The following is a 25,066-nucleotide window of genomic DNA, read 5'->3' on the forward strand; positions in this document are numbered from 1 at the left end:
CTGTTTTTGTGAAAACAGGCCGAAAACAGGAATGCTTAATTGGTGGCGACAGACCTTACCGGCACCGTGAATTTTACTGGGACAGGCTCCCCGTCTTGCAGGCCTGGCTTCCACCTGGGCATACTTTGCACCACCCTCACACCAATGTCTCCCAGAAAAGCATGGGTGGTTCTCTTAACTTTTACGCTGGTTACCTCGCCTTTTTCATCTATCACAAATGTAACTACCGCCAAACCGTCTACTTTATCAGGCCCTTTCATAAATTCCTTTTTCATGTTCCTGGCCAGGAATCTCATCATTTCCTGGAAGCCCCCGGGAAACTCAGGCATTATCTCGTAGTAAAAGTGGGGGATCTTTTTGCCGTTTTCATCATAGCAATGGCCTTCTATTAATTTCCCCTGTTTATACACATCATGCCGCTTAAGCTGGCTGTTGCTATGAAACGACTGTAAGATGCCATGTGGCTTGCCATTGAGGTAGGTATACACCCACCGTTGCTGGCCGTTTTCAAACCATGCCTCTGACTTACCTTCCCGGACGCCCTTTACGTAGATGTCCCTTTCTTTAAGCTGCCCATTTTTAAACCATTTGGCAGAAAGCCCCTCCCGAAGGGAATCCATTTTGCTGAAATTTATTTCCTCCACTTTCTCTCCTGTCAGAAAGAAGTCTTTCTGGTAACCTCTGCCGGTTTGGGCATCTGTTACCTGCCTTATTCTATAGTAAGTGGCCTGGGCTTGCGGCACCGGCTCAAAGTCTTCATCCAAATACTGAACACTATCTGTCTGGCAGAAACCGGAAAACGGCACCAGCAGAGAAAAAAACAAGAGAACCAGCAACCTGCACATAAAGATGAGAGTCTGAAAGCCTGAAAGAGCAAGGGCACCTTTACGCGCACTTGCATGTTATAACAAGATAAGCAGTATTTTTGAGAATGATTCTTTTCAACGAAACCGTTAGCATAGACAATGCCGTGGCCGCTGAGTGGCTGGAGTGGATGAAGGAAACCCATATTCCGGAGGTGATGGCCACCACCTATTTTGTAAACTACCAGATTGCCAAAGTCATGGAAGACGAAGACACCGGCGGCACCACGTTTGCGGTGCAGTACTTTGCCCGCCACCTAACCGACCTGCAGGAGTACCACCGTGACCATGACAAGAACATGCAGGCCAAGATGCAAGCCCGCTACCCCGGCAAGTACGCGGCCTTCAGAACCGTGCTGGAAGTAGTAGGGTAACCTGTGACGGGGGTACCGTGCACCGTGGTTAGGCCGTAAGCCAAAGCTTGCTAAGCCAACTGGCGGCTCCCTGTTTCTGACCTGTTTTTACCAAAACAGCCCGAAAACGCCTGAGGCGCTTTCGGGCTGTTTCTATGATAGGGGCCGTTAGAGCTGCTGCAGCTGCTCCTGGGTAAGGTTGCAGTTGATCCACTCGCCGTCCAGATTGGCGCCAATGCTGCGGTAGAAGTTGATGGCGGGCTCGTTCCAGTTCAACACCTGCCATTTCATGCGCTTGTAGTTTCCTGCCTGGGCTGCTTTCACTACCGCATTGAACAACAGGCGGCCAATTCCCTGGCGGCGTACCCGCTCAGTCACCACAATGTCTTCCAGAAACAGCATCTTGCCTTTCCAGGTGGAGTAGGCGGTATAGTAGAGGGCAATGCCTACAATGCCTTCCTCGGCAGCGTCTGCCACGTAGAACTCAAAGATAGGCTGCCCGCCAAAACCGTCGCGCTGCATGTCTTCTAAGGTGTTGGTGACTTCATTGGGCGCTTTTTCATACACGGCCAACTCCACCACCAGCGCGTGCACGGCGGCCAGATCTTGCTGGGTTCCTTTTCTAATGGTGACGGTAAGGCTCATAAACAAGGGTAGAAAGGCCAAATATACACAGCCCTGCCAATAGTTTAATCCCTTTTAGAGTCCCGCTTTTGCTGTTTCTCGGCCCGTTTCTCTTTCAGGGTCTTGGTGGCTTCCTTTTTCCCTTTTTCTTTAGCGGGTGCTTTTCCTTTGGCCATAGCGGTAGTGGTTAGGTGAATATTCCTCAATATACGAATTAAATCTCCCGCTAGACCAAAAGCCGCTCGCAATCTGAGCCTTATAGTTCCTGCCGGAAGGAAAAGCGCAGGTTCATCCGTTTTAAGCCTGTTTCCAGAAAAACAGCCCAGAAACAGAAACCGCTTCTGGGCGGCAGAGCCTGTGCAGCACGCTCTATTGCTGCTCCTGTGCCCCAAATGGGTGCACGCCCATGTTAAAGTACGTGAACGACCAGATATCAGTCGCTTCGGCAATCTGGGCGGCCGTTGATTTACCGGCGCCGTGACCCGCTTTTACGTCTACCCTGATCAGGTACGGGTTGCCGGGGGCGGCTTTCTCCTGCAGCGTGGCAATGTACTTAAACGAGTGCGCCGGCACCACGCGGTCATCATGGTCTGCCGTGGTCACCAGTGTGGCCGGGTACTGCACGCCTTCTTTGATGTTGTGGACAGGAGAGAACTGACGCAGGTTCTGGAACTGCGCAGCATCATCAGAAGAACCGTATTCCGGCACCCACGCCCAACCAATGGTAAATTTGTGGAACCGCAGCATGTCCATCACGCCCACGGCCGGCAGAGCCACTTTGAACAGGTCAGGACGCTGGTTGGCCACCGCGCCAATCAACAACCCGCCGTTAGAGCCACCGGCAATGGCCAGTTTCTGCGAAGAGGTGTATTTCTGATTGACCAGATACTCTGCGGCGGCAATGAAATCATCAAACACGTTCTGCTTGTTGTGTGTCATGCCCGCCTTGTGCCACGCCTCCCCGTACTCACCGCCGCCCCTGATGTTGGCAATGGCCAGCACCCCGCCATTCTCCAGCCACAGCATGCGGGAGATGCTGAAGCCCGGGGTCTGCGAACTGTTAAATCCGCCGTAGGCGTAGAGGTAGGTGGGGTTGTTGCCGTTCAGCTGCAGCCCCTTCTTGTGGGTGATGAACATGGGCACCCTGGTGCCGTCTTTGCTGGTGTAGAAGATTTGCCTGGTCTCATAGGCATCCATGTCTACGTCTACCTCCGCCTTGCGGAAGAGGGTAGATTTGTTGGCGGCTACCTCATACTGGTAAATGGCGCTGGGGTAGGTGTAGGAGGTGAAGGTGTAGAAAACCGTCTTGTCCTCTTTCTTCCCGCCAAAGCCGCCAGCCGTGCCAATGGTAGGCAACTGCACGTCATGCAGCCATTTACCCGCCGTGTCATGCACCCGCACCAGCGTAGCGGCGTCTTTCATGTAGTTCAAGATGAGCCGCCCGCCCACCAAAGTGGCGTAGTTCAGCACATGGCCGGTCTCTGGCACCAGGGTCTTCCAGTGGGCCGGCTGCGGCTTCTTGAGGTCAATCTGGATCAGCTTGTATTTAGGCGCACCTTGGTTGGTGAGTACCACCAGTTGGTCCCCAATGTTCTCCACCACGCCGTACTCTTTGTCAAAGCTCTCTACCAGCGGCAGAATGGGGCTGTTGGCCTTGGTAAGATCCTTCACATAGAGGCTGTTGTTGCTGGTGCCTTCAGAGGCGGTGAGAACAAGGTAGCGCTCATCTTGGGTGGTGCTGGCGAACAGCAGACGCAGGGGGTGTTCCCTGTCTTCCCAGATCAGCTGGTCCTGGCTCTGCGGCGTGCCAATCTTGTGGTAGTACACTTTGTGGTACTCGTTTTTGTTGGCCAGTTTAGACCCTTTGGTTGGCTCATCATAGCGGCTGTAGAAGAAGCCGTCTTTGTGCCAGCTGGTGCCGGAGAACTTGATCCAGTGCAGCTCATCAGAAAGTTTTTGACCGGTGGCCACGTCCAGCACGTAGGCATCACGCCAGTCAGAACCACCGGTGGAGGTGGTATAGACGGCATATTTGGCATCTTTGCTGAAAGCCACGCTCCCCAGAGAGGTGGTCCCGTCTGAAGACAGTTTATTAGGGTCTAAGAACACCTCTGGGGCTCCGTTCAGGCCTTTCTGACGGTACAGCACCGCCTGGTTCTGCAGCCCGTCATTCTTGTAGAAGTAGTAATAGTCTCCCTCTTTGAACGGTGCGCCGTATTTGGGGTAGTTCCAGAGCTTGGTGAGGCGCTCCTTGATCTGCCCCCTGAACGGGATCCTGGCCAGGTAATCAAAGGTCACTTCGTTCTGGGCTTTCACCCAGTCGGCTACCTCCTGGGCGGTATCGGCTTCCAGCCAGCGGTACGGGTCTGGCACCTGGAAGCCGTGGTAGGTATCAACATGCTCTGTCTTCTTGGTTTTCGGGTACATGGTGAAAGGTTTACTCGCCATTACGGGGGCGGCAGCTTTTGCATCTGACACAGGGGTACTGGCGGGGGAACTGGTTTTACAGCCGGCCCCCACCAGGAGCGCGCTGGCCAACCAATACAAAGACGCTTTTCTCATAAGATTGTTTTTGGATTCCCTAATTTACCGGCTCCCATCCAGACAAACAACGGCCATGGTTTTACGCCTGCAGGAAGTGGGCCTTCTGCTTTGAAAGGAGGAGGCAGTCCTGTTTTCGGCCTGTTTTTGTCAAAACAGCGAAAACAGAAGAAGTACCCCCACAATGGCTGAATTCAAGCTTGCCCAGTTTTTTTTAAGGCATATGTCAACCAGCGTTTCCCCCTCTGAATACCCGCATAAAAAAAGAGACTGCAGTGTTGATGCCCGGCAGGTAAAATATGCCTGCCGCATAGCCGTACGTATCTACCCACAGCTGCCGGTACGCCTCAAACCCGTTAAAAGAATCTTCTTCGCCGTTGGCGTAGAGCCGTTTGTACGTAGCCGCCAAGAATTTCCCCTGGAAGGCTGCGTGCGCCGGAGACAGCTTCCTGCGGCGGTAAGCCGGCAGCAGCCAGCTGTACGGGAAGAAAAGACACAGCAGTACCAGGCACGTCACTTTAAAGAATATCAGGAAAGCGAACTGGTTCAGCAGGTGAAAACACACGAGAAAGAAGCCCACCCAGGGGCGCAGCGCGGGGCGCCAGGCGGCAAAAACCGAGGCCACTTGCAGGTACACCACCAACACAAAACCTACTTGCCACACCCACGGGTAACCCAGGAACAGCTGCGCGTACGGGAACGGCTGGTCATAATCCCTGAAACTGACCAGGGCGTTGTACAGCGCCGCCTCCGGTTTCAGCCAGTGCACATCTCCCGAGCTCATCAGCAACTTACGCCCCAAAGCCCCCACTTTCCAGAGCCCCGCCAGGGTGTATGTGAAGAGCAACCCCAGATAAAACCAGTTAATAGTCTGGAACTGCTCCCGGCTGGGCGGGTTGTTAGATGGTTTTTCCACCGCCACCCATACCAGAAACAGATGCGCCAACAGGAACACGTGGTTTATATGTGAAAGAAAACCGTAACCCCACAGAACAAGATTGGCCCACAGAAGGCAGCCCACCAACAGCCCTTGCAGCCATACAGTCTGCCGGCAGAAAATCTTGGCCAGGTTGGCCACTGCGGCTACGCACAATACAGCCCAGAAAGCAGGTTTAGCCGGAAGCACCGGCGCTATAGATTCAGCGATTGCGTTCATGGGGGTGTATAAGACACGGGGGCGCTCCAGGAGCAACTCAAACTTGGCCATAGCCCAATAGAGCCACAGAAAAGTGAAGGCTCTGAAGGCCGTCTCTGCATAGAAAAAATCTACCGCTGTCCTCAGGTAACGGTTGTGCCTGCCGGCGGCGCTCCAGCCACCCCGCTGCGTTGACGTATCAACCACCCGGTCAGAAACGGGCAACGGTGTCTGCTTCATACATGTGAGGTTGGTGAAGGAGTTGCTGCGGCGTAGTGCTTTCCCGCACAACCCGGTAGGCCGTGGCGCCCGGGTACAGATGCTTTACCAGCGCCTGCAGCTTGAGAGAGCTGGCACCGGTTCCCGTGGAGTCTGCCAGGGTGCTGTTTACCAGATAGTCCAGGGCGTAGACATAATCATCCTGGTTAAAGAGGCGCGTAGCCCTAACCGGCTGGCGCCGAAAGACGGAGTCTCCCGGCTGCAGGGTATAGATGCGGTAGCTGCTGTACAGCCCGTTACTGCCGCGCGGCTGGGTAAACAGCTTCCAGTTGGCAAAGGGGTAAAGTTCGCCCCAGCCGGCCCGCAGCGTGAGGCTTGTGCACAGAGACCCTGCCACACTCACCACTACCAGCACTTTGGTGTACAACAGCCTTTTAGAAGATGACAGCATAAAGGGTAACGAAGAAATCCAATCCTGCTTTTTTACAGCGTTACAACCGGGCAAGCAGGCAGGGCAAGGGTACGCGTTTTGGGCCTGTTTTCCAGAAATCAGGCCCAAAATAGGTTTCTTCTCCCTGATTACAATATGACCGCCTGCTTTTCGTTCTAAAAGGGAAGTAGTTCCTGTTTAGCGAGAGAGGCGTTTACCTGTTTACGGGTGAATGCCTCTCTTTTTTTGTCAATCCCCGCTGCTTCCTTTCCCGTAGACAGGCCAGTTGGAAACCTGCAGCGGGTCTGGTATCTTTCTCCCCCCAGAGTAGTTTGAACGCTTTCCAGCGCATTTGTCCCTGTCACACGCCACCGTATGAAACACTGGTTTACCCGCCGTGCCCTTTTCCTGAAGAATACCTGCTTTTTCACTTCTCTGGTGATCCTAGGCCTTTGCCTGACAAGTACGCCCCCCGCCTGGGCGCAAGATGCCTGCTCGCTGCTGCCGCTGCCGCTGGAAGAGCGTATGCAGCAAGCTACCTTAGTGGTGGAGGGCCAGGTTCTGAGCAGCCGCTCCTTCTGGGACAGCCGCCATGAGAACATCTACACCGCCCACCAGGTAGAAGTCTACAAGGTGTTCAAGGGGCTGCCCTCTGCCGGAACCGTAGAAGTGATCACTGAGGGCGGCCAGGTGGGGTTGGACCTGCATGTCTATTCTGCCACGCTTAAACTACAGCCCCAGCAGCAAGGGGTGTTCTTCCTGCAGCCTGCCAAAGGCACTGCCGGTCAGCCCCAGTTTAGCGTGTACGGCAGTCTGCAGGGGTTTATCCAGTACCAGCTTCCGCAGGGCACCGCCCGTGATCCCTTTGCCCGGTACGCCTCAATTCCGCAGCAGCTGTACCCGGCGCTCACCCGTCTGCCCGGGGCGGCGCTTAGGGCCGTGAAGACCAATGTTCCCTTAGAAAAAGCGCTTAAGCAGAAACCTGACACCAATCCCGCCCCCACCCAACGCCGGCTGGTTCCCTCCATCTCTGACTTCAGCCCCAAAAGCCTACGGGCCGGCACCGGTGATGTGTTAACCATCACGGGCAACAACTTCGGCGCCAGCCGCGGCAATGGCTACGTAGAGTTCAAAAACGCAGATGATGGCGGGGCTACGTACATAAAACCGCTGCCCACTGACTACGTAAGCTGGTCCAATACAGAGATCAAGGTGCTGGTACCAACTGCCGGGCTAGACAACGGCACCGCCGGAAGCGGGGTTTTCAGGGTGGCAAGCAATGAAGACGCCACCCCGGGTACTTCTCTCACGCAACTGGTCATCCAGTATGCGCACACCAATGTGCTGTATAAAAATGACAGCCGCAACATGCCTGAGCGCAGCTACATGCCCCGGCTGATTAACCAGAACGGCCGCGGAGGCTATACCTTCAGGTTTGGCGCCAGCTTTGAAACCAACAAGCCTGCCCTTTATGCCTTTAAGCAGTCTATGAACGAGTGGTCCTGCAACACGTTTGTGAACTGGGATGTGGCCTCAAATGCCGCCGTGGCCCGCACCGCAGATGACAAGGTGAACTCTGTACGCTTTGTAGAGTCAGGGGAACTGCCCGCCAACGTACTGGGCCGGTGCATTAGCCGCTACACCGGTTGCCTCACCGGCTCTGATGTTACTTTCTGGGCCAGGGAGATGGACCTGGAGTTTGCCCAGCGGCCTGATTGGCAGTACGGCCCCGGCAACCCCAGTAACCAGCAGTTTGACTTTCATTCAGTGGTGCTGCATGAGCTGGGGCACGGCCACCAGTTAAGCCATTTGATTCTGCCCCGGGCGGTGATGCATTACGCCGTGGCCCGGGCACAGATCTCCAGAAGCCTCAACGCCACCAATGACATTGCCGGCGGCAACTATGTCATGAACCTCAGTGTGCAGGCAAACGGGTGTGACGCCGCTCCCATGGTCCGGAAACCTACAAGCGCCTGCGCCATTCCGGTAAAGCTGCTGCCGCTGCAGGGGCAGTACCAGCCTGCAGACAATACCGTGCTCCTGCAATGGGGATCAGAGACAGAAGAGAACCTGGTGGCCTATGCCATAGAACGCAGCACCAACGGGTCTTCTTTTACAGAGATAGCCCGGGTAACGGCAGGCGGCACCTCTACCACGCCCCGCACCTACCAGTTTACAGATGACTCCCCGCTTGCCAACCTCGCCTATTACCGCCTGCGGCTGATCAAGGGGAATGGCAATGTAGAGTATTCTGAGGCCGTAGAAATCATGGGGCCTTCCTTCACCCAAGCGCTTTCTCCCAACCCGGGCGGGGCCACCACCTTCCTGTACTTTGAATCCCCGGAGGTTGACCAGCTGGAGATGGCCATCTTTGACCCCTCTGGCCGCAGGTATTCTGGCTTCACCATTCTTGTAGTGCCCCAGGTAAAGAGGTATGAGCTCACCTTACCGGGCATTGCCCGCGGGCTCTTCCTGATCAGGTGGCAGTCTAAGAATGGCAACGGCGTGTTCCGGTACCTGAAACTGGAGTAGAAGCGCACATGCTGTTTTGGGGCTGTTTTCTCAAAAACAGCCCCAAAACGCAATTTGCCCAGATGGGCAGCCAGGGGCTTGCATGGGAGCGCGGGTAACCGTAGCTTAGTGTTTTAGAGTTTGCCATGCCACAGATGAAATGGGAGCGCCTCATCTCCAAAGAGCGCGCTGCCGCCCCAGCCTCATCCGCCGCCACAGACACCTCGGTGCGCGGAGACTTCCAGATAGACTATGACCGCATTGTGTTTTCTTCGCCGTTCCGGCGATTGCAGAACAAGACGCAGGTCATGCCCATGCCCGAAAGTGACTTTGTGCACAACCGCCTCACCCACAGCCTGGAAACCTCGTGCGTAGGCCGGTCTTTGGGCCGCATGGTGGGTAAGACTATTCTGGAAAAGTACCCCGCCCTGAAAGAGACACACCCGCACCTGGAACCCTCTGACTTTGGCGACATGGTGGCGGCGGCCTGTTTGGCGCATGACATTGGCAACCCGCCCTTCGGGCATTCCGGCGAAGACGCCATCTCTGCCTATTTCAAGAGTGACGAAGCCGCGCCTTACCTGCTTTCGCTCACCCAGGCCCAGAAAACCGACCTGCAGAATTTTGAGGGCAACGCCGCCGGGTTCAGAATTCTCACGCACACGCACCCGGGCCAGAGCAGCGGCAGCTGCGGCATGCGCCTCACCTACAGCACCCTGGCCACCTTCACCAAATACCCGCGCCCCTCTGACCAGGTAGTGAAAGGCACCCGGCGCACCAGCGAGAAAAAATACGGCTTCTTCCAGTCTGAACAGGCACATTTCCAGATGATTGCCACTGAACTGGGCTTGATCCCCAGCGGGGAGCACACCTTTCACCGGCACCCGCTGGCGTTTCTGGTAGAAGCCGCTGATGATATCTGTTACCGCATCATTGACTTTGAAGACGGCTGCAAACTGGGCCTGATCCCGTTTGAGCAGGCAGAAGCCCTGTTGCAGCCCCTCCTGAACCGGGACCCGGGCAGAAAGTCCAGCATAGAATTTTATGACCGGCATGAGCAGCTGGGCTTCTGGCGGGCCCTCATCATAGGCAACCTGATTCAGGAATGCGCCGCTATTTTTTTGCGGCACGAAGAAGCCATTCTGGCAGGCACGTATGACCAGCCGCTCATCAATGAGATCCAGCAGAAGGCGGCCCTAGACCAGATCAAGGCAGTGTCTATTGAGAAGATATACCGCAACCGCCCCGTGCTGGAGATTGAGGCCGCCGGCTTTGAGGTGCTGGGCGGTTTGCTGGATGCCTTCCTCAAAGCCGTGTTCAACCCCACCGCCAGCCGCCACAGAAAATACCTGGACCTGATCCCAGACCAGTACCTGGCCCGTGACCGGAAAATTGCGACAGATGCTTATGAGCGCATCCTGAACATCACAGACTTTATCTCTGGGCTCACAGACAGCACTGCCATTAGTTTATACCGCAAGATCAAGGGAATTGAGTTGCCCAAGATGTACTAGGTGAATGGTTGAGGCGAGTTGATGGTAACTGATTGAGCAAAGGGATTTTGAGTGAGGTAGAGCAGGCTAAAAGCGCTTTACATTTGCCGGTCAAGCGTAATTGTTAACATGCATTAAGCATGATGCCAATTAAACTATCTATTTTGTCATCTTGAAAAGATCTTGGTGGCGAACGGCAGTAGCGGTTCATAAGAACCAATCTAGTTCGCCACCAAGATCCTTCCAGGATGACAGAGCGGAGAGGTTGTATAGGTATTTCTGTCCAATTACTTTGAGCTCATTAAATTTGTCTTTTGCGCTGCAAAACGCCCTACTAAGAACCTGCGTTCGCACTTTTTTCGCCCCGTAGTTCCCCTACGCATCTTAAAAACCGCTTTCGCAGAATCTTACCAGTCTATCTTTCGCTTGCGACATCAAAATTTAAACATGCTCTAAATGACTGGTTGAGGGCAATTAGTCGTGTGGGCTTCTTCTTCATTTCCTCAAGAAAGCGAAACGCGTTTTTGGCCTCCTTTTTCAAAAACAGGCCAAAAACAGGAGGGGCCACCGTTGCAGCGGTGGCCCCTCCTGTTTAACATAACTCAAGCTATCTATCACTTCGCGCTGGTCAGCAGTTCCGGCTTGAGCAGTTCTACCATCATGCTGATCTCCTGCACGGTCTTCTCGTTGTTGCCAGAGTAGCCCACGCTCTTGAACCGGATGTTGCCGTTGCCGTCTAAGACGAACTTGGTGGGGATACCCGTCACCTTGTAGGCTTCTATCATCTTGTTCTGGTCGTCTAGGAGCACCTGAAACGTGTAGTTTTTCTTGGCCATGAAGTCACCGGCGCTCTTCTTCTTGTCTTCCCCGTTTTCCCAGGAGTTCACAAACACGAAGGCCACTTTGTCATCGTCTTTGAATTTGTTCACGGCCTGCTGCATGCCCGGGAACGAGGCCACACACGGGCCGCACCAGGTGGCCCAGAAGTCTACTATCACGGTTTTGCCCTTCAGAGACGCCAGCGAAACGGGCTTGCCGTTCAAATCTAGCAACTCAAAAGAGGGGGCTTTCTCTGATATGATCTTCTTCTTGAGGTCTGCCCTAAGCTTCTCAATGGCCGGGGCCTCTACTTTTGCCCAATAGGTATCAAAGCCGGTTTCACCTTTGGCCTGGGTGTAAAGGTCTTTAAGGTAGCCTTTCACCTTGGGGGTGCTGTTGCCACTGGCCACTATCTCTTCTAACGTTTTCTGGGCGCGCGCACGGTCTGGGCTGGCAGCCAGCACCTCGGCGTAGCGGTCATTGATGCTGGTGCTGCGGCCGCGGGTGTAGGTGTACGCCTCAGCCAGGTATTGGGCGGCCCCGGCTTTGTCCCCTTCTTTCAGGAGAATGGCCCCGTAGGTATCGGCTATCTGGCCTAAGGCATACTCCCGGCTCTTTTTCCAGTCTGAGGCAGGGGTGAACTCATCTTTCTTGGCAGTTGGCTGGGTTACTTCCTTCTGGGCCAGCTGGTAGCCTTTCTGGGCCAAAGCTTTGGCCTGGGGCAGGTTCTCGCCGCTTTCATACAGTTTCCAGGCCGCCGAGTTATACGTGCCAGACGTGCCTACCGAAGGATACTTTTGCAGCAGGCTTTCAAATTCCTGCATCTTGCCTTCTACGGCATAGTCAATGGCAATACTGCCCAACAGGCTGGGCAGCTGCTCATAGGCAGGGAAATCTGCCGCGAAGGCAAACGCCAGCTCCTTGCGCTTGTCTGGGTCTTTCTCCATGAAATAGGCCATGCGGCGCTGGCTCTGCACGTACTCGCCTTTGGGCTCTTTGGCTTTCACCTGATCGGCAAAGGCCGCGGCTTTCTCTTTTTCGCCCACGCGGCCGTAGTAGGTAGCCAGGGTAGAGAGGTCCTTCACGGTCAGGTTTGGTTCTTTGCTCAGGGCATCCAGCTCAGCCTTTACTTTCTGTTTTCCTTCGTCTCCCTTATACACGGCCATGAGGGTGTAGAGCTTGATGGGCAGCACCTCGCGCTTGCGGGCCGGGAAACGGGCCTCCTCCTGCTCCAGCAGCTCTAACGCCTGCTTGGGATCGCGGTCCAGTTCAATGAAAGAGCCCCACTCGGCGCGCATAGCCCCCAGCCCAAACGCCGCTCCCGCCACCGGTTGCTTTTTGGCATCATAGAGGTAAAAGGGATAGCCTTTGCCTTTGTTGTGGTCAATGGTTTCCTCGTGCCGGAACAGCACCACGGCCCCGTCTACCTCGGGGGCGGGTTTGAAGTTCCCTTCCCAGCCGTTCTTGGTTTTGGCCATGGCCACCTCCTGCACGTTGGGCTTGTCATCATTGTAGGCATACACCAGCGCCGTCACCGATGAAACGTTGGCCAGGTTAGTGCCGGCGGGGTTGTAGGTGAGCTTGATTTCCTGGCCTGCTTTCGGCTGGGCCGGTTTTAGCGTGAGGGCCCCAGAGGGGATTTGGGCAGACGCCAGCGCCCCGCTAAACAGCACGGGCAGCAACAGTAGTTTGGTTTTCATGGGCAGGCAAGGGGGAAAACGTGGAACTTCTTTCAGAACTAACTCCAGTAAAGTTAGCAGAACCCCCGTGACTTACACCATCTATACCCCACTTTAACAGGACGTTAACATCTGCGCCAGCAGCTGGGCGGGCAACCCAGGGCGGCCCTGCCGAAAGGGACTTCCTGTTTTGGGGCTGTTTTCAGAAAAACAGCCCCAAAACAGGAAGTCTAATCCCTAAAAGATGATGGTCTTGTTGTTGCTCACAAACACCTTCTCTGAGAATACCAGCTTAAGCGCCTGCGCCAGCACAATCTTCTCCACATCACGCCCCGCCTGCGCCATATCTCTGGCGCTCTGGGCGTGGTTCACCTGTATCACGTTCTGGGCAATGATAGGACCTTCATCCAGCTCATTGTTCACAAAATGGGCGGTGGCGCCAATAATCTTCACGCCGCGCTCAAACGCCTGCTTATAAGGATTGGCACCAATGAAAGCGGGCAGAAACGAGTGGTGAATATTGATAATGCGGTTGGGGAACTGCTCCACAAATTGGGGGTTCAGCACGCGCATGTACTTGGCCAGCACCACGTACTCGGGCTTGTAGGCCTGTATGGCTTGCGCCATCTCGGCGTCATGCGCCTCCCGGGTTTTGCCTTCGTGCGTAATGAAATGGAACGGGATGTTGAACCGTGCCACCAGCGTTTCCAGCTCTGCGTAGTTCCCCACCACGGCCAGCAGGTTGGCGTTGAGGTCGCCGTACTCATGGCGCAGCAGCAGATCGCCAATGCAGTGGTGCTCTTTGGTAACCAGCACCACAATGTCTTTCTTACGCTCCGGCACCAGCCTGATGTGGGCCTCTGGCGGCAGAACGGCCTGCAGTTGCGCCACCAGGTGCGGGGGCTGCACCTCGCCGGCCAGTTCAGCCCGCAAGAAGAAATGATTGCGCTGGCGGTCTACAAACTCGTCATTGCTGGTGATGTTCAGGTTTGCCCCGAAGACAATCTGTGTAATGGTAAAGATCAGCCCTTTGCGGTCTGGGCAGTCAATCAAAAGGATATGGTTCATGAGTCAGGAGCCGCCGCCGTTTTGGGGCTGTTTTCAGAAAAGTAGGTCAAAAACAGCAAATGTGCCTACATGGGTTGAAAAATTCGGGTTCGGCACCGCCGAGGAAAAGTATTCTTATTACATGCGCAGCTTCAGCCTGGGCAGGTTTCGGCTGTTGCGCCAGAGCTCCAGCAGCCCCAGTTCTTTGAGCACCAGCCCCGCATTGGGCAGGCCAATGACCTGCCAGTAGCCGTTACGGTCGCGCATCTGCACCTCTACCACCACCGGCTCTGCCCTGGACGGCACCCGCAGGTCCAGCCCCACCACGGCCAGCGAGTCTTTCCTGTTCACGTACGAGATTCCTTCCAATTTGCTCTGGGCCAGTTGGCTTTCTTCTAGCAGTTTCTGCATGGGCAGCAGCGCCTGCACCTGTTCCCACTCCTGCTGCGTCACCCCCGCGGGCGGACCGCCCTCTGCCGTACCCTGCTCCACATAGCGCGTCACCTGCTCCCTGATGGCCTCCAGCATCTGGTCTTTGTGTGATGCCATGGCCATACCCAGAAACATGGCCGCCATGGCCCGTTCCTGCTCCGGCAGGTCGGCCATTCCGGCCTGCACCGTCTGGTTGAGCAGGCTGGTGGTGGTCTGCTCCACGTCTACATATTTTTCCAGCGCCTGCATGTCACGGGCGTCTACGGCCTCTTTGAGTTTGCACAGGGAGTACTCCGGCCCCTGCCCGTACCGCTTATAAAGCCAGTAGCCCGCCGCCGCCAGCAGGAGCAGCACCACTACCCAGATCACAGATTTTTTCATATCTCAGCCTTTAAACCAGACGTTACTCCTTCTACGCGAAAATACACACGCGGCTAAAGTTTAGGACCACTTCTTCGTTTTCAAGCTGTTTTTAGAAAAATAGGCCAGAAACAGAAATGGGCCCAGACGCCCGCAGGCCCTGCAGACGCTATGAGGCCTTTGGCATTTGTGATGGTTGGAAGATGGGACTGGCGCGAGACTCCGGTTCCGTACCCTGAGATGGGGCGATTCTCCAGCCTGGCGGGAAACCGCGGGAAGTTCAGCCATACGTGGATCCCAGCCCCAACCCCTCCCTGGCGGGGAATGATCTGGAATGCGTGGGGCAAGTGCCGGGTGACCGTAGATCTGCAATGCATGTCCTCGGCTGTCCGGGATTTGCCATTCTGGACCTGCTACCTCCGGATTTGCAATCTGCGGCGCCTGCAGATCAAACGTGCCGCTGCGGGGATTGCAAATCCCCGTGTACCAGCTTCCGGATTGCAAATCCGGAAGAGCACTGTGATTGGCAGAACGCGACTATATGCGGCAAGAAAGATTATTCAGGAATGCGTGTCCTCCTGTGTCAACATCCCCCTTCGCCCCCTTCAAAGGGGGAGTATCAAAGTGAGTTCTGAGTCTTGAGTTATGAGTTCTGAATCCTTTCTTTTCATCTCAGGTACTTCAGCACGAATGAAGCAGCAATGCCTGGTCTCGCAGCCGCGCCGCGAGGGCAGGCAGAGACGGGCACGAGTCTGAAGACTCGCGCCAGCGCGGGATGTGGGAAACCATCGCAACAGGCAAGCAACAATGATCAATCAACCCTTCTGCTCTGACTGATGTGCGCAGCACGGGCTCGCCTCAGGCTAGCGGAACAGCAACGGTTACCTGCAGAGGCAGACATAACATCACAAGCTATTATAGGAGAGGAACCGAAACCAGTCCTGGGGGTGAGCGCCTCTGTTAATACGGTGCCGAAGGCAACGCCAAAGGCGTAGTTTTAACAGCAGTGCGAGCCGCCAGGACGGGGCCCCGCGGCCGTGAGCGCTTACCGGAAAAGATGAAACAACTCAATAAGTGAAGCACCGCAGCAAACGGGAGAGCCAGGGGAACAGCAGACTACGCATTGCATTGCAACAGCAGCATGGAACATGCAGGCTATGCACTGCAGCGGCAGCAATTGGCAGTTATCAAACTCAGGTAGCACCAACCGGCTAAGCCAGCGGAGCAGCCAACTATGCATCACAACAGCAAAGGAAGGGATTCAAATTGATAAAAGAAGAGCCCAGACAGGCTTGGGAAACCTGTTTTTGACCTGTTTTTCGTAAAACAGGCTAAAAACAGTGCCCCTACAACATCCCCGCCCCAATCGCTAAAAACGCCCCGGCAAGGGTTGCCAACAGCTTCCCTTGGTTAAAGCGGTGCTCCGGGCTGGTTTCAAACAGAATGGTAGTGGAAATATGCAGGAAGTTGCCTACCACCAGACCCGTTAGAACCGTATAGGCCTCGCCGGAGAGCAGCTGCTCCAGCGCCACATAGTTACTAAAAAGCAACCCCGCCGGTGCCGCCAACGCAAACAGCAGCAGATACCCAAATGCCTTTTTGAAGCTGTGTAACCGGTCTACCAGCACAGACATGAGCGCAATGGCCGCCGGAATATGGTGCAGGGCAATGCCTGCCAGAATATGGTAGAAGTTATCGCCCACGTGGGCGTGCGTGTGCAGGTGCTCATGGGCTTGTTGCGCCGCCATCCTGCTCTGAATCAACACACTGCCTTCCAGCAGCGAGTGTATGATCAGAGACACCAGCAGCAGCACCGGCACTGAGTGGCTGTGCTGCCCCCCATGGCCATGGCCACCGTGGGCGTGAATGTGGCCGTGCTCAATCCCGTGGGAGAACACCTCCAGCACCAACTGCAGAAAGAACCCGCCCAAGATGTAAAAACCCACCCGGTGCGGTTCCTGGGTACTCAGCAGCACATCTGGCAGAATGTGCAGAATGGTAAGGGAGAACAGATAGGCCCCGCTAAAGGCCAGCAACAACTTAAGCCAGCGCTGGTTGTTCTGCGGCAGAAACCGCACCAGCCACCCCGCCATTAAAACAGTGATAAAAAGAATAGCTACGGCTATGACCATGGTCTTATTTTTTCAGCACGAAAATCATGCGTTCACTCTTTTCGGGGTCAAACGGCCCTAACTGGTAATCTCCAAAGACAGCCCGCAGCCGCAGGTTCGCCAGCCCGAAGTACTCCAGAAACTCCCCGTAATGCAAGGCCCGCACCCGCTCTACAAACTCAAACTCCTGCCCCCGGTCCTGAAACCTGATGGTTTTCACCAGAAACCCCTGCTCCACCTGCCGGGTAATATGAAAGGCAATGCCGGCCTCTTCTTTGGTTTCCCTGGCCACCAGCCGCGAGATGACCTTGGGGGTGTTCATGAAGTCAATCACCAGCCTGCCGCCCGGTTTGAGCGCCGCTGTGGTTGCCCGCAAGGCCACCACGTTCTCATAGTCATTGGCAAAATACCCGAAACTGGTGAACAGGTTCAGCACCAGGTCAAACGCCTCCGGCCGAAAGACGTCCCGCATGTCATGCCGGTAAAAATGCAGGCGCTCGTTCTCAAACTGCCGGGCATAGGCAATGCTGCGGGCTGACAGGTCCAGCCCGATCACGTCATAGCCTTTCTGGTTCAGGTAAATGGCGTGCCTTCCCTTTCCGCAGGCTAAGTCCAGCAGTTGGCAGGTAGGCTTGGGCTGCAGATAGGCCAGGAGGTTGTCCATGAACCGCTGCGCCTCATGTACGTCACGGTTCTTGTACAGGACATGGTAATACGGAGAGTCAAACCAGGTGCTAAACCAATCTGCCGGCTGTGCCATTGGTGGAGGGGGAAAGGATAGAATCTGAAATCCGCGCCCCAAGGGCGGGCGTGGGCGTACCCGTTATTGTGTAATGGTGGAGTCTGCGGGCGTGTAGTCTGGGTTTTCTACCAGGTCCATGCCGCATACCGGGCACTTGCCGGGCTGCATGCTCGCACTCCCTTCACACTCCATGGGGCACATATACGCCATTTGCCGGCCTGCGGCCGAGGTGCTGTCTGCCGCAACCGTTGCTGCGCCTTCTACGCCTGCCTCTGCCTGGGGGGCCTCTTTAGAAGAAGACTGGCAGGCGGCAAACGAGAAAACCGCCAAAGCAAGCAGTAAGGCCTTTACATTCTTTTTCATAAGGGTAAAATAAAGTGAACCCGTTTTTGGCCTGTTTTCTAAAAAGAAGGCCAGAAACGGGTTCACGGTCAAACGTATTACTCGTGGTTGGTTACGTTCTCGGCGTTGGTGGCTTTCTGTGAGGCCGGCACCCCCTCTACCTCTTTCTTGATCTCATTGGCATGCTCATCATGGTTGATGTACACATCATCATGCCCTTCTTGGTAAGAGCCGGCATCAATGTTAGACGTATTGTTACGGTGCCCCGGAGGCACAGAGTCAACAGATACTTTGGTTTCTGGGCGCAGGTCAGACGGTTCGCTGCTGCAAGAAGACAAAACCAGCACACTGGCCACGGCAAAAACGGAAAGAATATTTTTTATCATTTCTCAGGAGTTTAAGGCAAAAACGGGTTTTAGTAGGGTTAGACGCTTACGCGGCCAGAAAGTTCTTACGGCGCAGCAGCGAATCCATGAGCTTTAAGTCATTAGGGCTGTTGAAGATGCGGTGCGGCAGGTACAGGAAGATAGGCACGTTGAACGTTTTGGCCAGCCAACCTCTGAAACCTGCCGGCAGCTGATCTGGGGTTGGGCCCTTCAGATACATCTTATAGGCATCTTTAGTTTGGGTTACGCTGTCAATCATGTCCCACTGCAGGGCCATGCCCTCCCGGTCATTGCGCTTCATCAGGATCTGGCGCTGGTCAATCTCAAACATGACCCGCTCAAACAGCACGCTGCTCTGCTCCATCTGGGTCACGCCCATCACCTGCGCTGAGCGCACCAGCACATACAGAATGGTCACAACCACGGCAATGCTGATCCACCACCAGGAGAAGTCAAAGACCGCAGGCAGGGAAATCAGCACCAGCGGAATCAATGCCCGCCACCACTCTTTCTTCCAGACCTGCACCAGCGCCATTTTGGCGTAGTCATTCTTGTCTACCTGGTTCTTCTTCGTCTTAATGGCCAGCGGATTGGATGGCTGCTGTTGCGCCACGCGGTGTCCGCCTCTTTGGTTTGGTTGCTGCATAACTCAATGGTATCGCGTAGCAAGTATCACGTATCATGACTACTGTCTTGCCAACTTGCTGCTTCCTACGTTACTACCTTAAATGGTTTTTTATTCTTTCCTCTTCTGTCTTGATACGTACTACCTGATACCCTAAAACGCTTTCAGGCTCAAATCTAAGCTGCGGTTGGAGTGCGTCAAGGCTCCTACTGAAATATAGTTCACCCCGGTTTCGGCCACGGCCCTGATGGTTTCTTCTGTGATCCCGCCAGAGGCCTCAGTCTCATACTTACCGCCAATCAGTTCTACGGCTTCACGCAGCAGTTCCACCTTGAAGTTGTCCAGCATGATGCGGTCTACGCCGCCTACCTCCAGCACCTGCCGCACCTCGTCCAGGTTACGGGTCTCCACCTCAATCTTCAACTGCCTGCCCAGCTTCTGCAGGTACTCATGCGTGGCTTTGATAGCCTGTTTTATGCCGCCTGCGTAATCTACATGGTTGTCTTTGAGCATGACCATGTCAAACAGCCCAAACCGGTGGTTGGTGCCGCCGCCTATCAGAACCGCCCATTTCTCCATCATTCTGAAGTTGGGGGTAGTCTTGCGGGTGTCCAGCAGTTTGGCACCGGTGCCTTCAATCAGTTTGGCAATGCTCTGCGTGTAAGTGGCAATGCCGCTCATGCGCTGCATGCAGTTCAACACCAGCCGCTCAGCGGTTAGGATAGACTGCGCCTTGCCGTGCACGGTAAAGGCCACATCACCGTACCGCACCTGCGCCCCGTCTTGCAGCAGCACCTCCAGCCTTAGCGCAGGGTCTACCTCATGAAAGATTTTCCAGGCCAGCTCCACGCCCGCCAACACGCCTTCATCCTTCACCAAAAGCTTGGCTTGGTTGGTGGCACTTTCCGGAATGGCGGCCAACGAAGAGTGATCGCCGTCTCTGACGTCTTCCTGCAGGGCCTGCCGGATAAATGCCCTGATGCCTTCTGGGGTAAGGTACGGTGCTTTCACGGTGCAAAAATAAAAAAAGGCACCGAACATTCGGTGCCTTTTCTGTGATAAGACCAAAACCAGTCTATTATAAATTTTACGGTGTTAGATGTTAGACATAAGACGCCAGATAGAAGTTTTAACATTAGGTGGCACAAAGCATGCGGCTTCAATGATCAAATAACTAAATATCAAGCTTTTAACCGCTACCTTATAACTTCACCTCAACACGCCTCTTTATCTACAAGAACATCATTCCTGGAGAAAGATCAGAAAAAGTCTAAAATCTAACGTTTCACTCATTTAAACTCAATGGTGTCAATTTTATAGGCATCACCGTAACGTTTTACCCGCACCACCACGTTGTAGCGGCCGCCTTTGTGGGTATATTTCCCAATGGCATACTTCTGGCCGTCTTCAGAGCCACCCTGGTGTTCAAAGCTGAAACTGACCGGCGCATTCTTCCCGAAGAAGTTGCGCAGCACCATTTCTGCCTGGCTCTGGCTGTAGCTGGCGTTGTCACCGTTAATGCTCACTTCTACCTTAGAGTTGAAATAGCGGGCCAGGTCACGGGAGGAACCGGCTTTGATGGCAGACTGCACGCCCCCCATAATGTCAGATTGGGCCGCCACTTGTCCGGCACCCACCAAGATTCCCATCAGCACCACGGCCATTGCCAGCCATCTCTTCAAATTTTTCATGTCTATGTTTATGCAGATTTACCTGTTGTTAAGCCAAAACTATGCCAAAGGAAAGGCGGTTTCACTGCTTAAATATACAGCAATTTGAGAGAACCAACCCGTTTTAGCTGCATTTTAACCAGAGGCTTGTATCTTTACGCGCATGAGCAAGAAGGTACTTTTGATGATTCTAGACGGCTGGGGACTTGGAACAGACCCTTCCGTATCGGCGATTGAGCACGCCAATACCCCATTCATTGATTCATTGTTCCAGCGTTTCCCGCACGCCCGGCTGGAGGCATCCGGCGAAGCCGTGGGCCTGCCCGAAGGCCAGATGGGCAACTCTGAGGTGGGCCACATGAACCTGGGCGCAGGCCGCGTGGTGTACCAGGACCTGGTGCGCATCAACGTAGCCATCAGAGAGAATACCTTAGGCCAGAACCCGGTGCTGCAAGATGCGTGGCAGTACGCCAAAGAGAACCAGAAACCGGTTCATTTGATTGGCCTGGTCTCAGACGGCGGCGTGCACTCGCATATTGACCACCTCAAAGCCCTCTGCTCGCTGGCGCAGCAGCAGGGGCTGGAGCAGGTGTACGTGCACGCCTTCACAGACGGCCGTGACACTGACCCCAAAGGCGGACTAGGCTATCTGACAGACCTGCAGAACCACCTGGACACCACCACCGGCAAGATTGCCTCTATTATTGGCCGCTATTACGCCATGGACCGTGACAACCGCTGGGAGCGCGTGAAGCTGGCCTATGACCTGCTGGTGAAAGGGCAGGGCAGAGCCTCTGTCAACTGGCGCGAAGCCCTGCAGGAGTCTTATGACGAAGGCGTGACCGACGAGTTCATCCAGCCCATCATCTGCCTGAACGAGAACGGCGAGCCCATGACCAGGATCCAGGAAGGCGACGTGGTGATCTGTTTCAACTTCAGGACAGACCGCGGCCGCGAAATCACGCAGGCCCTGACCCAGCGCGCCTTCCCGGAGCAGGACATGCAGCCTTTGCACCTGCGCTACTACACGCTCACCAACTATGATGACACCTTTGTGGGCGTGCAACCCATCTTTGACAAAGACAACCTGGCCAACACACTGGGCCAGGTGCTGGAGCAGGTTGGCAAATCCCAGATTCGCATAGCGGAAACCGAGAAATACCCGCACGTGACCTTCTTCTTCTCCGGCGGCCGTGAAAAACCGTTTGACGGCGAGAAGCGCCTGCTGTGCCCGTCGCCCAAAGTGGCCACCTATGACCTGCAGCCCGAGATGAGCGCCTTTGATATTAGAGACGCCATTGTGCCGGAGATTGAGCAGGAGACCGCAGATTTCATTTGCCTGAACTTCGCCAACCCAGACATGGTGGGCCACACCGGCGTGTTTGAAGCCGCCGTGAAAGCCGTAGAAACCGTTGACCAGTGCGCCCAGGCGGTGGTGACCGCCGCCCTAGCCCACAACTACGCCAGCATCATCATTGCTGACCACGGCAACGCAGATGTGATGCGCAACCCAGACGGCACGCCTAACACCGCCCACACCACCAACCTGGTGCCCTTCATTCTGGCAGACGAGTCTTATAAAGGAGAATTGAAAGACGGCAAACTGGGAGACATAGCCCCCACCGTTTTGGCATTGCTGGGCGTACAGCCCCCCGCAGACATGACCGGTACCTCACTGTTGATTCCTTCTGCCGGTTAACCTCACCGGAATACAAAACCACCAGGAAATGCGTTAGTTCTTATGACAGAGGCTAACGCATTTCCTGTTTTAGGGCTGTTTTTCTGAAAACAGCTCCAAAACGCACCTGGGGAATAGCGGTCTTTCATCTCTAATGCTTATGAACAGAAGTTTAGCCATGATCTGAAAAACATGCCAAACCAACTCCACAGTGTCATACAGAAAGTATCTTGTGGGCGAACAGGAAAAGCCGCTACCGCTTGCCCCGCAGCCCCTTCCAGGATGGCAGATACTGTTCATGAAGAAGCCTCCTGCAGAATCCTGTTTTTGGGCTAATTTTCTGAAAACAGCCCAAAAACAGGAAAGATCTGTTCTTATGCTTTCACCGGGGAAACCTGCTGTTGCGAAATAACAAAAGCAGGTGAGAAGTTAGAATGCTACCTTCGTACTACTTTATGATGAAAAAAAACTTTACCCTTTCCTGCTGCGCCCTTGCCGTCTGGGTCAGCAGTTGCCAGGAGCAGCCAGCGCCTACCGCGGCTCAAAGCAAGCAGCAGGCTTTTGGCTTAGAAGCCTATCTGAACCAGGAGGCACAGAACCTGCACCAGGCAACGGCAGCCGTAACCAAAACGGTTTCTGAGAACGGCAAGGCGCAGGAGACTAAAACGTTCAGCCAGTTGAACTGGGCAGAGGAGCTGGGTCCGTTTGCCGAGGCAGACATTAACAAACCTGCCTTGCTGGGCGCCTTCACGGAAGAAAAAACCACCAACGCCGCCGGCCAGACGGTGCACCGGTACCGCGCCAAAGAAGAGGCAGACGCCACCGTGCGTGACGTGGCTTACACCTTTGACGCCCAGGGTCAGCTGGTACAGGTAGACGCAACCCTGGTACAGGAGAATATGCTGTTCAACACGCAGAAAAAGCTCCACCTGGAACTGCAGCCAGCTGCTTCCCCCAGACTACAGAGCTACTCGCTAGACGAAACCCAGAAACTGATGTTCATGGGCCCCCAGCGGTACAGTGTGGCAGGGAAAGTACAGCAGAAGTAACACGGCGTCCAATCCTTTTACGCCGCGCCCATCGTACATGACAAGGCACACACCACCACAAGCACACAACTATGAAAAGAATTGCCATTGCAGGAATAGGAGGGGTAGGAGGGTACTTTGGCGGCCTACTGGCACGGCACTATGCCCCCTCAGGCGAAGTTGAGATCATCTACATTGCCCGGGGCGAAAACGAGCGGGAGATCAGAGAACACGGCCTGCGCATTGAAACCCCTCAGGAAGACTTTACCGTCCGCCCCAGCCTCATCTCCTCAGACGCCTCCCAGCTAGGCGGGGTAGACCTGCTCATCTGCTGCACCAAAAGCTATGACCTGGAGCAGAGCCTGCAGCAGCTGGCCCCGTGCATTGGCCCGCATACCGTTCTGCTGCCACTGCTCAACGGCGTAGACTCCAGTGACCGTATTAAGGCCGTTTACCCGCAGAACGAGGTCTGGGACGGTTGCGTGTACATTCTCTCCCGCTTGCGCGCCCCCGGGCGGGTGACGGTGAACGGCAACTTCGGGTCTCTGTTCTTTGGCGCCACCCAGGGCACCCCAGCCCAGCTGAAGGCAACCGAGCAACTGTTTAAAGCCGCTGGCATGCAGGCCACGCTGGCCCCAGACATTGAGGCGACTATCTGGCAGAAGTTTGTTTTCATTTCTTCTACCGCCACCCTCACCTCTTACGCAGACGCTGACTTCAAAAGCATAGTCTCTGAGGCACAGAACAAGGAGCTGTTGCGGCAGCTCTTGGCTGAAATCACGGCGGTAGCCGCCGCCAAACACATTTCATTGCCAGACACTGTCTCACAGGAGATTTTTACCCGCCTGGAGAATATTCCCGCCGGCGCCACCTCCTCTATGCACAGTGATTTCAAAGCGGGCAAACCCACTGAGGTGCATTCCCTGACGGGCTACGTGGTGCAGCTGGGCCAGCAGTTGGGTGTACCCACCCCCACCTATGCCCAAATCTATGAGGCGCTCAAGAAGCGGTAACTGCACGTTTCTGTTTGCCCTTATTAACACGTTTCTGGCAACAATGGCTTGCTGCCCACAGCTACCCGCAGTACCCTGCGCTTTACATCTGCCTGAATCCGAAGAACCTTTTTGGGGCTATTTTGGGGCTGTTTTTCTGAAAACAGCCCCAAAACAGGGGTAGCCAAAATCTGTTTTCGGCGTCATACCTGTCTGTGCCTGGCGGGCAAGTCTTTTTCTGCTAGGCAGGGAGTTCCCTGGGTTAGAAATGGTACCTCTGGGCGCTGAGGGAAGGGATATTTGCCTGCCTCCTGTTTTAGGGCTGTTTTTCTGAAAACAGGCCCAAAACAGGAATTAGCAACCCACAGGTGGCGACAAAGTAACGGGCTGCGCCAGACGGCTCAAGCATACCCAAACCGTTTCACCGCCCGCTGCCGCCGCAGGGAGAGCACCTTTTTATCAGGAAAAATATCTTCCTGTTTCTGGCGTGTTTTTCTGAAAAGAGTGCCAAAACAGGTTGCCGCTTTCTTTCCACCCCAGCTGGAGGTGATCATCTTACTTCCCCTGCAACGTTACCACCACCGTGCGCTTGCCGCCGTGGTCCCGGTGCTCGCAGAGATAGACCCCTTGCCACGTGCCTAAGTTGAAGCTTCCGTTGGTGATGGGTACGGTGACTGATGCCCCCAGCATAGAGGCTTTGAGGTGGGCGGGCATGTCATCTGGCCCTTCTAAGGTATGCCGGTAGTATGGGGCGTTCTCTGGCACCATGCGGTTAAAATGCTGCTCAAAGTCATGCCGCACCGTGGGGTCTGCGTTTTCATTGATAGAAAGGCTGGCCGAGGTGTGCTGTATAAAAATATGCGCCAGCCCTATCTGTATCTCCTCCAGCTCAGGCAGCTGTGCCTCCAGCAGATCAGTGATAAGATGAAAGCCCCGCTTCACGGCGGGCAGACGAAGCGTTTTCTGAAACCATTTCATGTCAGGCG

Annotated in this window: 22 protein-coding genes; 6 read left to right on the forward strand and 16 right to left on the reverse strand. The window is 54.9% G+C overall.

Annotated features, from left to right (window positions below; all coding sequences use genetic code 11):
- Positions 1-35: 35 nt before the first annotated feature.
- On the reverse strand, positions 36-764 hold the full coding sequence (locus tag A8O25_RS22435) for an energy transducer TonB (protein ID WP_161947713.1): 729 nt from the start codon (positions 762-764) through the stop codon (positions 36-38).
- Positions 765-931: 167 nt separating this feature from the next.
- Between A8O25_RS22435 and A8O25_RS07070 the strand changes: the two genes are divergently transcribed.
- Complete coding sequence (locus tag A8O25_RS07070; RefSeq protein WP_066832666.1) at positions 932-1,237, forward strand: DUF4286 family protein; 306 nt, start codon at positions 932-934, stop codon at positions 1,235-1,237.
- Positions 1,238-1,384: 147 nt separating this feature from the next.
- Here the strand turns inward: A8O25_RS07070 and A8O25_RS07075 are convergent, their stop codons facing one another.
- From A8O25_RS07075 to A8O25_RS07090, 4 genes are all read right to left on the reverse strand, one after another.
- Positions 1,385-1,861 (reverse strand): GNAT family N-acetyltransferase, encoded by a 477-nt coding sequence (locus tag A8O25_RS07075; protein ID WP_066832669.1) that lies wholly within the window; start codon positions 1,859-1,861, stop codon positions 1,385-1,387.
- A gap of 348 nt (positions 1,862-2,209) precedes the next feature.
- Positions 2,210-4,402, reverse strand: coding sequence for a prolyl oligopeptidase family serine peptidase (locus A8O25_RS07080; RefSeq protein ID WP_066832672.1), 2,193 nt, complete (start codon positions 4,400-4,402; stop codon positions 2,210-2,212).
- Between the two features lie 205 nt (positions 4,403-4,607).
- The gene (locus A8O25_RS07085) at positions 4,608-5,756 is read right to left on the reverse strand and encodes a hypothetical protein (protein ID WP_066832675.1); all 1,149 of its coding nucleotides are present in this window, start codon (positions 5,754-5,756) and stop codon (positions 4,608-4,610) included.
- A complete protein-coding gene (locus A8O25_RS07090; RefSeq protein WP_066832677.1) occupies positions 5,728-6,186 on the reverse strand; it encodes a hypothetical protein in 459 nt (152 codons plus the stop codon). The genes A8O25_RS07085 and A8O25_RS07090 overlap by 29 nt, the downstream gene beginning before the upstream one ends.
- Before the next feature lie 354 nt (positions 6,187-6,540).
- Here A8O25_RS07090 and A8O25_RS07095 point away from each other — a divergent pair, with 354 nt between their 5' ends.
- Together A8O25_RS07095 and A8O25_RS07100 are read left to right on the forward strand one after the other, a co-directional pair.
- On the forward strand, positions 6,541-8,697 hold the full coding sequence (locus A8O25_RS07095) for an IPT/TIG domain-containing protein (protein WP_066832680.1): 2,157 nt from the start codon (positions 6,541-6,543) through the stop codon (positions 8,695-8,697).
- A 125-nt stretch (positions 8,698-8,822) separates the two neighbouring features.
- Positions 8,823-10,190 carry a deoxyguanosinetriphosphate triphosphohydrolase gene (locus tag A8O25_RS07100; RefSeq protein WP_082893506.1) on the forward strand — a complete coding sequence of 456 codons (1,368 nt, stop codon included), beginning with the start codon at positions 8,823-8,825 and terminating at the stop codon, positions 10,188-10,190.
- 593 nt (positions 10,191-10,783) lie between these two features.
- On the opposite strand, the gene A8O25_RS07105 is transcribed toward A8O25_RS07100, so the two are convergent.
- The 10 genes from A8O25_RS07105 to A8O25_RS07150 all read right to left on the reverse strand — a co-directional run bounded on the left by A8O25_RS07105 (position 10,784) and on the right by A8O25_RS07150 (position 20,403).
- Complete coding sequence (locus tag A8O25_RS07105) at positions 10,784-12,688, reverse strand: redoxin domain-containing protein (RefSeq protein ID WP_066832683.1); 1,905 nt, start codon at positions 12,686-12,688, stop codon at positions 10,784-10,786.
- 216 nt (positions 12,689-12,904) lie between these two features.
- Positions 12,905-13,735 (reverse strand): formyltetrahydrofolate deformylase, encoded by an 831-nt coding sequence (gene purU / locus A8O25_RS07110; RefSeq protein WP_193788617.1) that lies wholly within the window; start codon positions 13,733-13,735, stop codon positions 12,905-12,907.
- Between the two features lie 117 nt (positions 13,736-13,852).
- Positions 13,853-14,527, reverse strand: coding sequence for a DUF2939 domain-containing protein (locus A8O25_RS07115; protein ID WP_066832686.1), 675 nt, complete (start codon positions 14,525-14,527; stop codon positions 13,853-13,855).
- A gap of 1,325 nt (positions 14,528-15,852) precedes the next feature.
- Positions 15,853-16,638: a ZIP family metal transporter gene (locus tag A8O25_RS07120; protein WP_066832688.1), complete on the reverse strand. Its 786-nt coding sequence runs from the start codon at positions 16,636-16,638 to the stop codon at positions 15,853-15,855.
- 4 nt (positions 16,639-16,642) lie between these two features.
- Entirely contained in the window at positions 16,643-17,377 is a 735-nt protein-coding gene (locus tag A8O25_RS07125) for an SAM-dependent methyltransferase (RefSeq protein ID WP_066832690.1), read from the reverse strand.
- Positions 17,378-17,440: 63 nt separating this feature from the next.
- Complete coding sequence (locus A8O25_RS23390) at positions 17,441-17,722, reverse strand: heavy metal-binding domain-containing protein (protein WP_153042629.1); 282 nt, start codon at positions 17,720-17,722, stop codon at positions 17,441-17,443.
- A 77-nt stretch (positions 17,723-17,799) separates the two neighbouring features.
- Entirely contained in the window at positions 17,800-18,087 is a 288-nt protein-coding gene (locus A8O25_RS07135; RefSeq protein ID WP_066832697.1) for a hypothetical protein, read from the reverse strand.
- A gap of 46 nt (positions 18,088-18,133) precedes the next feature.
- A complete protein-coding gene (locus A8O25_RS07140; RefSeq protein ID WP_082893507.1) occupies positions 18,134-18,733 on the reverse strand; it encodes a hypothetical protein in 600 nt (199 codons plus the stop codon).
- Between the two features lie 132 nt (positions 18,734-18,865).
- Entirely contained in the window at positions 18,866-19,723 is an 858-nt protein-coding gene (gene nadC, locus A8O25_RS07145; RefSeq protein ID WP_066832871.1) for a carboxylating nicotinate-nucleotide diphosphorylase, read from the reverse strand.
- A gap of 278 nt (positions 19,724-20,001) precedes the next feature.
- A complete protein-coding gene (locus A8O25_RS07150; RefSeq protein WP_066832700.1) occupies positions 20,002-20,403 on the reverse strand; it encodes a DUF4783 domain-containing protein in 402 nt (133 codons plus the stop codon).
- Between the two features lie 142 nt (positions 20,404-20,545).
- On the opposite strand from A8O25_RS07150, the gene gpmI reads away from it, so the two are divergent.
- The 3 genes from gpmI to A8O25_RS07170 all read left to right on the forward strand — a co-directional run bounded on the left by gpmI (position 20,546) and on the right by A8O25_RS07170 (position 24,101).
- Positions 20,546-22,081, forward strand: coding sequence for a 2,3-bisphosphoglycerate-independent phosphoglycerate mutase (gene gpmI / locus A8O25_RS07155; protein WP_066832702.1), 1,536 nt, complete (start codon positions 20,546-20,548; stop codon positions 22,079-22,081).
- A gap of 413 nt (positions 22,082-22,494) precedes the next feature.
- Positions 22,495-23,109 (forward strand): hypothetical protein, encoded by a 615-nt coding sequence (locus tag A8O25_RS07165; protein WP_161947714.1) that lies wholly within the window; start codon positions 22,495-22,497, stop codon positions 23,107-23,109.
- Between the two features lie 71 nt (positions 23,110-23,180).
- A complete protein-coding gene (locus tag A8O25_RS07170; protein ID WP_066832708.1) occupies positions 23,181-24,101 on the forward strand; it encodes a ketopantoate reductase family protein in 921 nt (306 codons plus the stop codon).
- 534 nt (positions 24,102-24,635) lie between these two features.
- Here the strand turns inward: A8O25_RS07170 and A8O25_RS07175 are convergent.
- The gene (locus tag A8O25_RS07175) at positions 24,636-25,058 is read right to left on the reverse strand and encodes a secondary thiamine-phosphate synthase enzyme YjbQ (RefSeq protein ID WP_066832710.1); all 423 of its coding nucleotides are present in this window, start codon (positions 25,056-25,058) and stop codon (positions 24,636-24,638) included.
- Between the last annotated feature and the right edge of the window lie 8 nt (positions 25,059-25,066).

The organism is Rufibacter ruber, assembly GCF_001647275.1.
Taxonomy (GTDB): domain Bacteria; phylum Bacteroidota; class Bacteroidia; order Cytophagales; family Hymenobacteraceae; genus Nibribacter; species Nibribacter ruber_C.

What these genes read in the sequence shown, in the direction of transcription:
- purU (WP_193788617.1), bottom strand. Translation starts at nt 13,735, where the DNA reads ATGAACCATATCCTTTTGATTGACTGCCCAGACCGCAAAGGGCTGATC.
- A8O25_RS23390 (WP_153042629.1), bottom strand. Translation starts at nt 17,722, where the DNA reads ATGAAAAAGAATGTAAAGGCCTTACTGCTTGCTTTGGCGGTTTTCTCG.
- A8O25_RS07090 (WP_066832677.1), bottom strand. Translation starts at nt 6,186, where the DNA reads ATGCTGTCATCTTCTAAAAGGCTGTTGTACACCAAAGTGCTGGTAGTG.
- A8O25_RS07165 (WP_161947714.1), top strand. Translation starts at nt 22,495, where the DNA reads ATGCTACCTTCGTACTACTTTATGATGAAAAAAAACTTTACCCTTTCC.
- A8O25_RS07170 (WP_066832708.1), top strand. Translation starts at nt 23,181, where the DNA reads ATGAAAAGAATTGCCATTGCAGGAATAGGAGGGGTAGGAGGGTACTTT.
- A8O25_RS07070 (WP_066832666.1), top strand. Translation starts at nt 932, where the DNA reads ATGATTCTTTTCAACGAAACCGTTAGCATAGACAATGCCGTGGCCGCT.
- gpmI (WP_066832702.1), top strand. Translation starts at nt 20,546, where the DNA reads ATGAGCAAGAAGGTACTTTTGATGATTCTAGACGGCTGGGGACTTGGA.
- A8O25_RS07120 (WP_066832688.1), bottom strand. Translation starts at nt 16,638, where the DNA reads ATGGTCATAGCCGTAGCTATTCTTTTTATCACTGTTTTAATGGCGGGG.
- A8O25_RS07075 (WP_066832669.1), bottom strand. Translation starts at nt 1,861, where the DNA reads ATGAGCCTTACCGTCACCATTAGAAAAGGAACCCAGCAAGATCTGGCC.
- A8O25_RS07085 (WP_066832675.1), bottom strand. Translation starts at nt 5,756, where the DNA reads ATGAAGCAGACACCGTTGCCCGTTTCTGACCGGGTGGTTGATACGTCA.
- A8O25_RS07115 (WP_066832686.1), bottom strand. Translation starts at nt 14,527, where the DNA reads ATGAAAAAATCTGTGATCTGGGTAGTGGTGCTGCTCCTGCTGGCGGCG.
- A8O25_RS07080 (WP_066832672.1), bottom strand. Translation starts at nt 4,402, where the DNA reads ATGAGAAAAGCGTCTTTGTATTGGTTGGCCAGCGCGCTCCTGGTGGGG.
- A8O25_RS07095 (WP_066832680.1), top strand. Translation starts at nt 6,541, where the DNA reads ATGAAACACTGGTTTACCCGCCGTGCCCTTTTCCTGAAGAATACCTGC.
- A8O25_RS07125 (WP_066832690.1), bottom strand. Translation starts at nt 17,377, where the DNA reads ATGGCACAGCCGGCAGATTGGTTTAGCACCTGGTTTGACTCTCCGTAT.
- A8O25_RS07175 (WP_066832710.1), bottom strand. Translation starts at nt 25,058, where the DNA reads ATGAAATGGTTTCAGAAAACGCTTCGTCTGCCCGCCGTGAAGCGGGGC.
- A8O25_RS07105 (WP_066832683.1), bottom strand. Translation starts at nt 12,688, where the DNA reads ATGAAAACCAAACTACTGTTGCTGCCCGTGCTGTTTAGCGGGGCGCTG.
- A8O25_RS07100 (WP_082893506.1), top strand. Translation starts at nt 8,823, where the DNA reads ATGCCACAGATGAAATGGGAGCGCCTCATCTCCAAAGAGCGCGCTGCC.
- A8O25_RS07150 (WP_066832700.1), bottom strand. Translation starts at nt 20,403, where the DNA reads ATGAAAAATTTGAAGAGATGGCTGGCAATGGCCGTGGTGCTGATGGGA.
- A8O25_RS07140 (WP_082893507.1), bottom strand. Translation starts at nt 18,733, where the DNA reads ATGCAGCAACCAAACCAAAGAGGCGGACACCGCGTGGCGCAACAGCAG.
- A8O25_RS07135 (WP_066832697.1), bottom strand. Translation starts at nt 18,087, where the DNA reads ATGATAAAAAATATTCTTTCCGTTTTTGCCGTGGCCAGTGTGCTGGTT.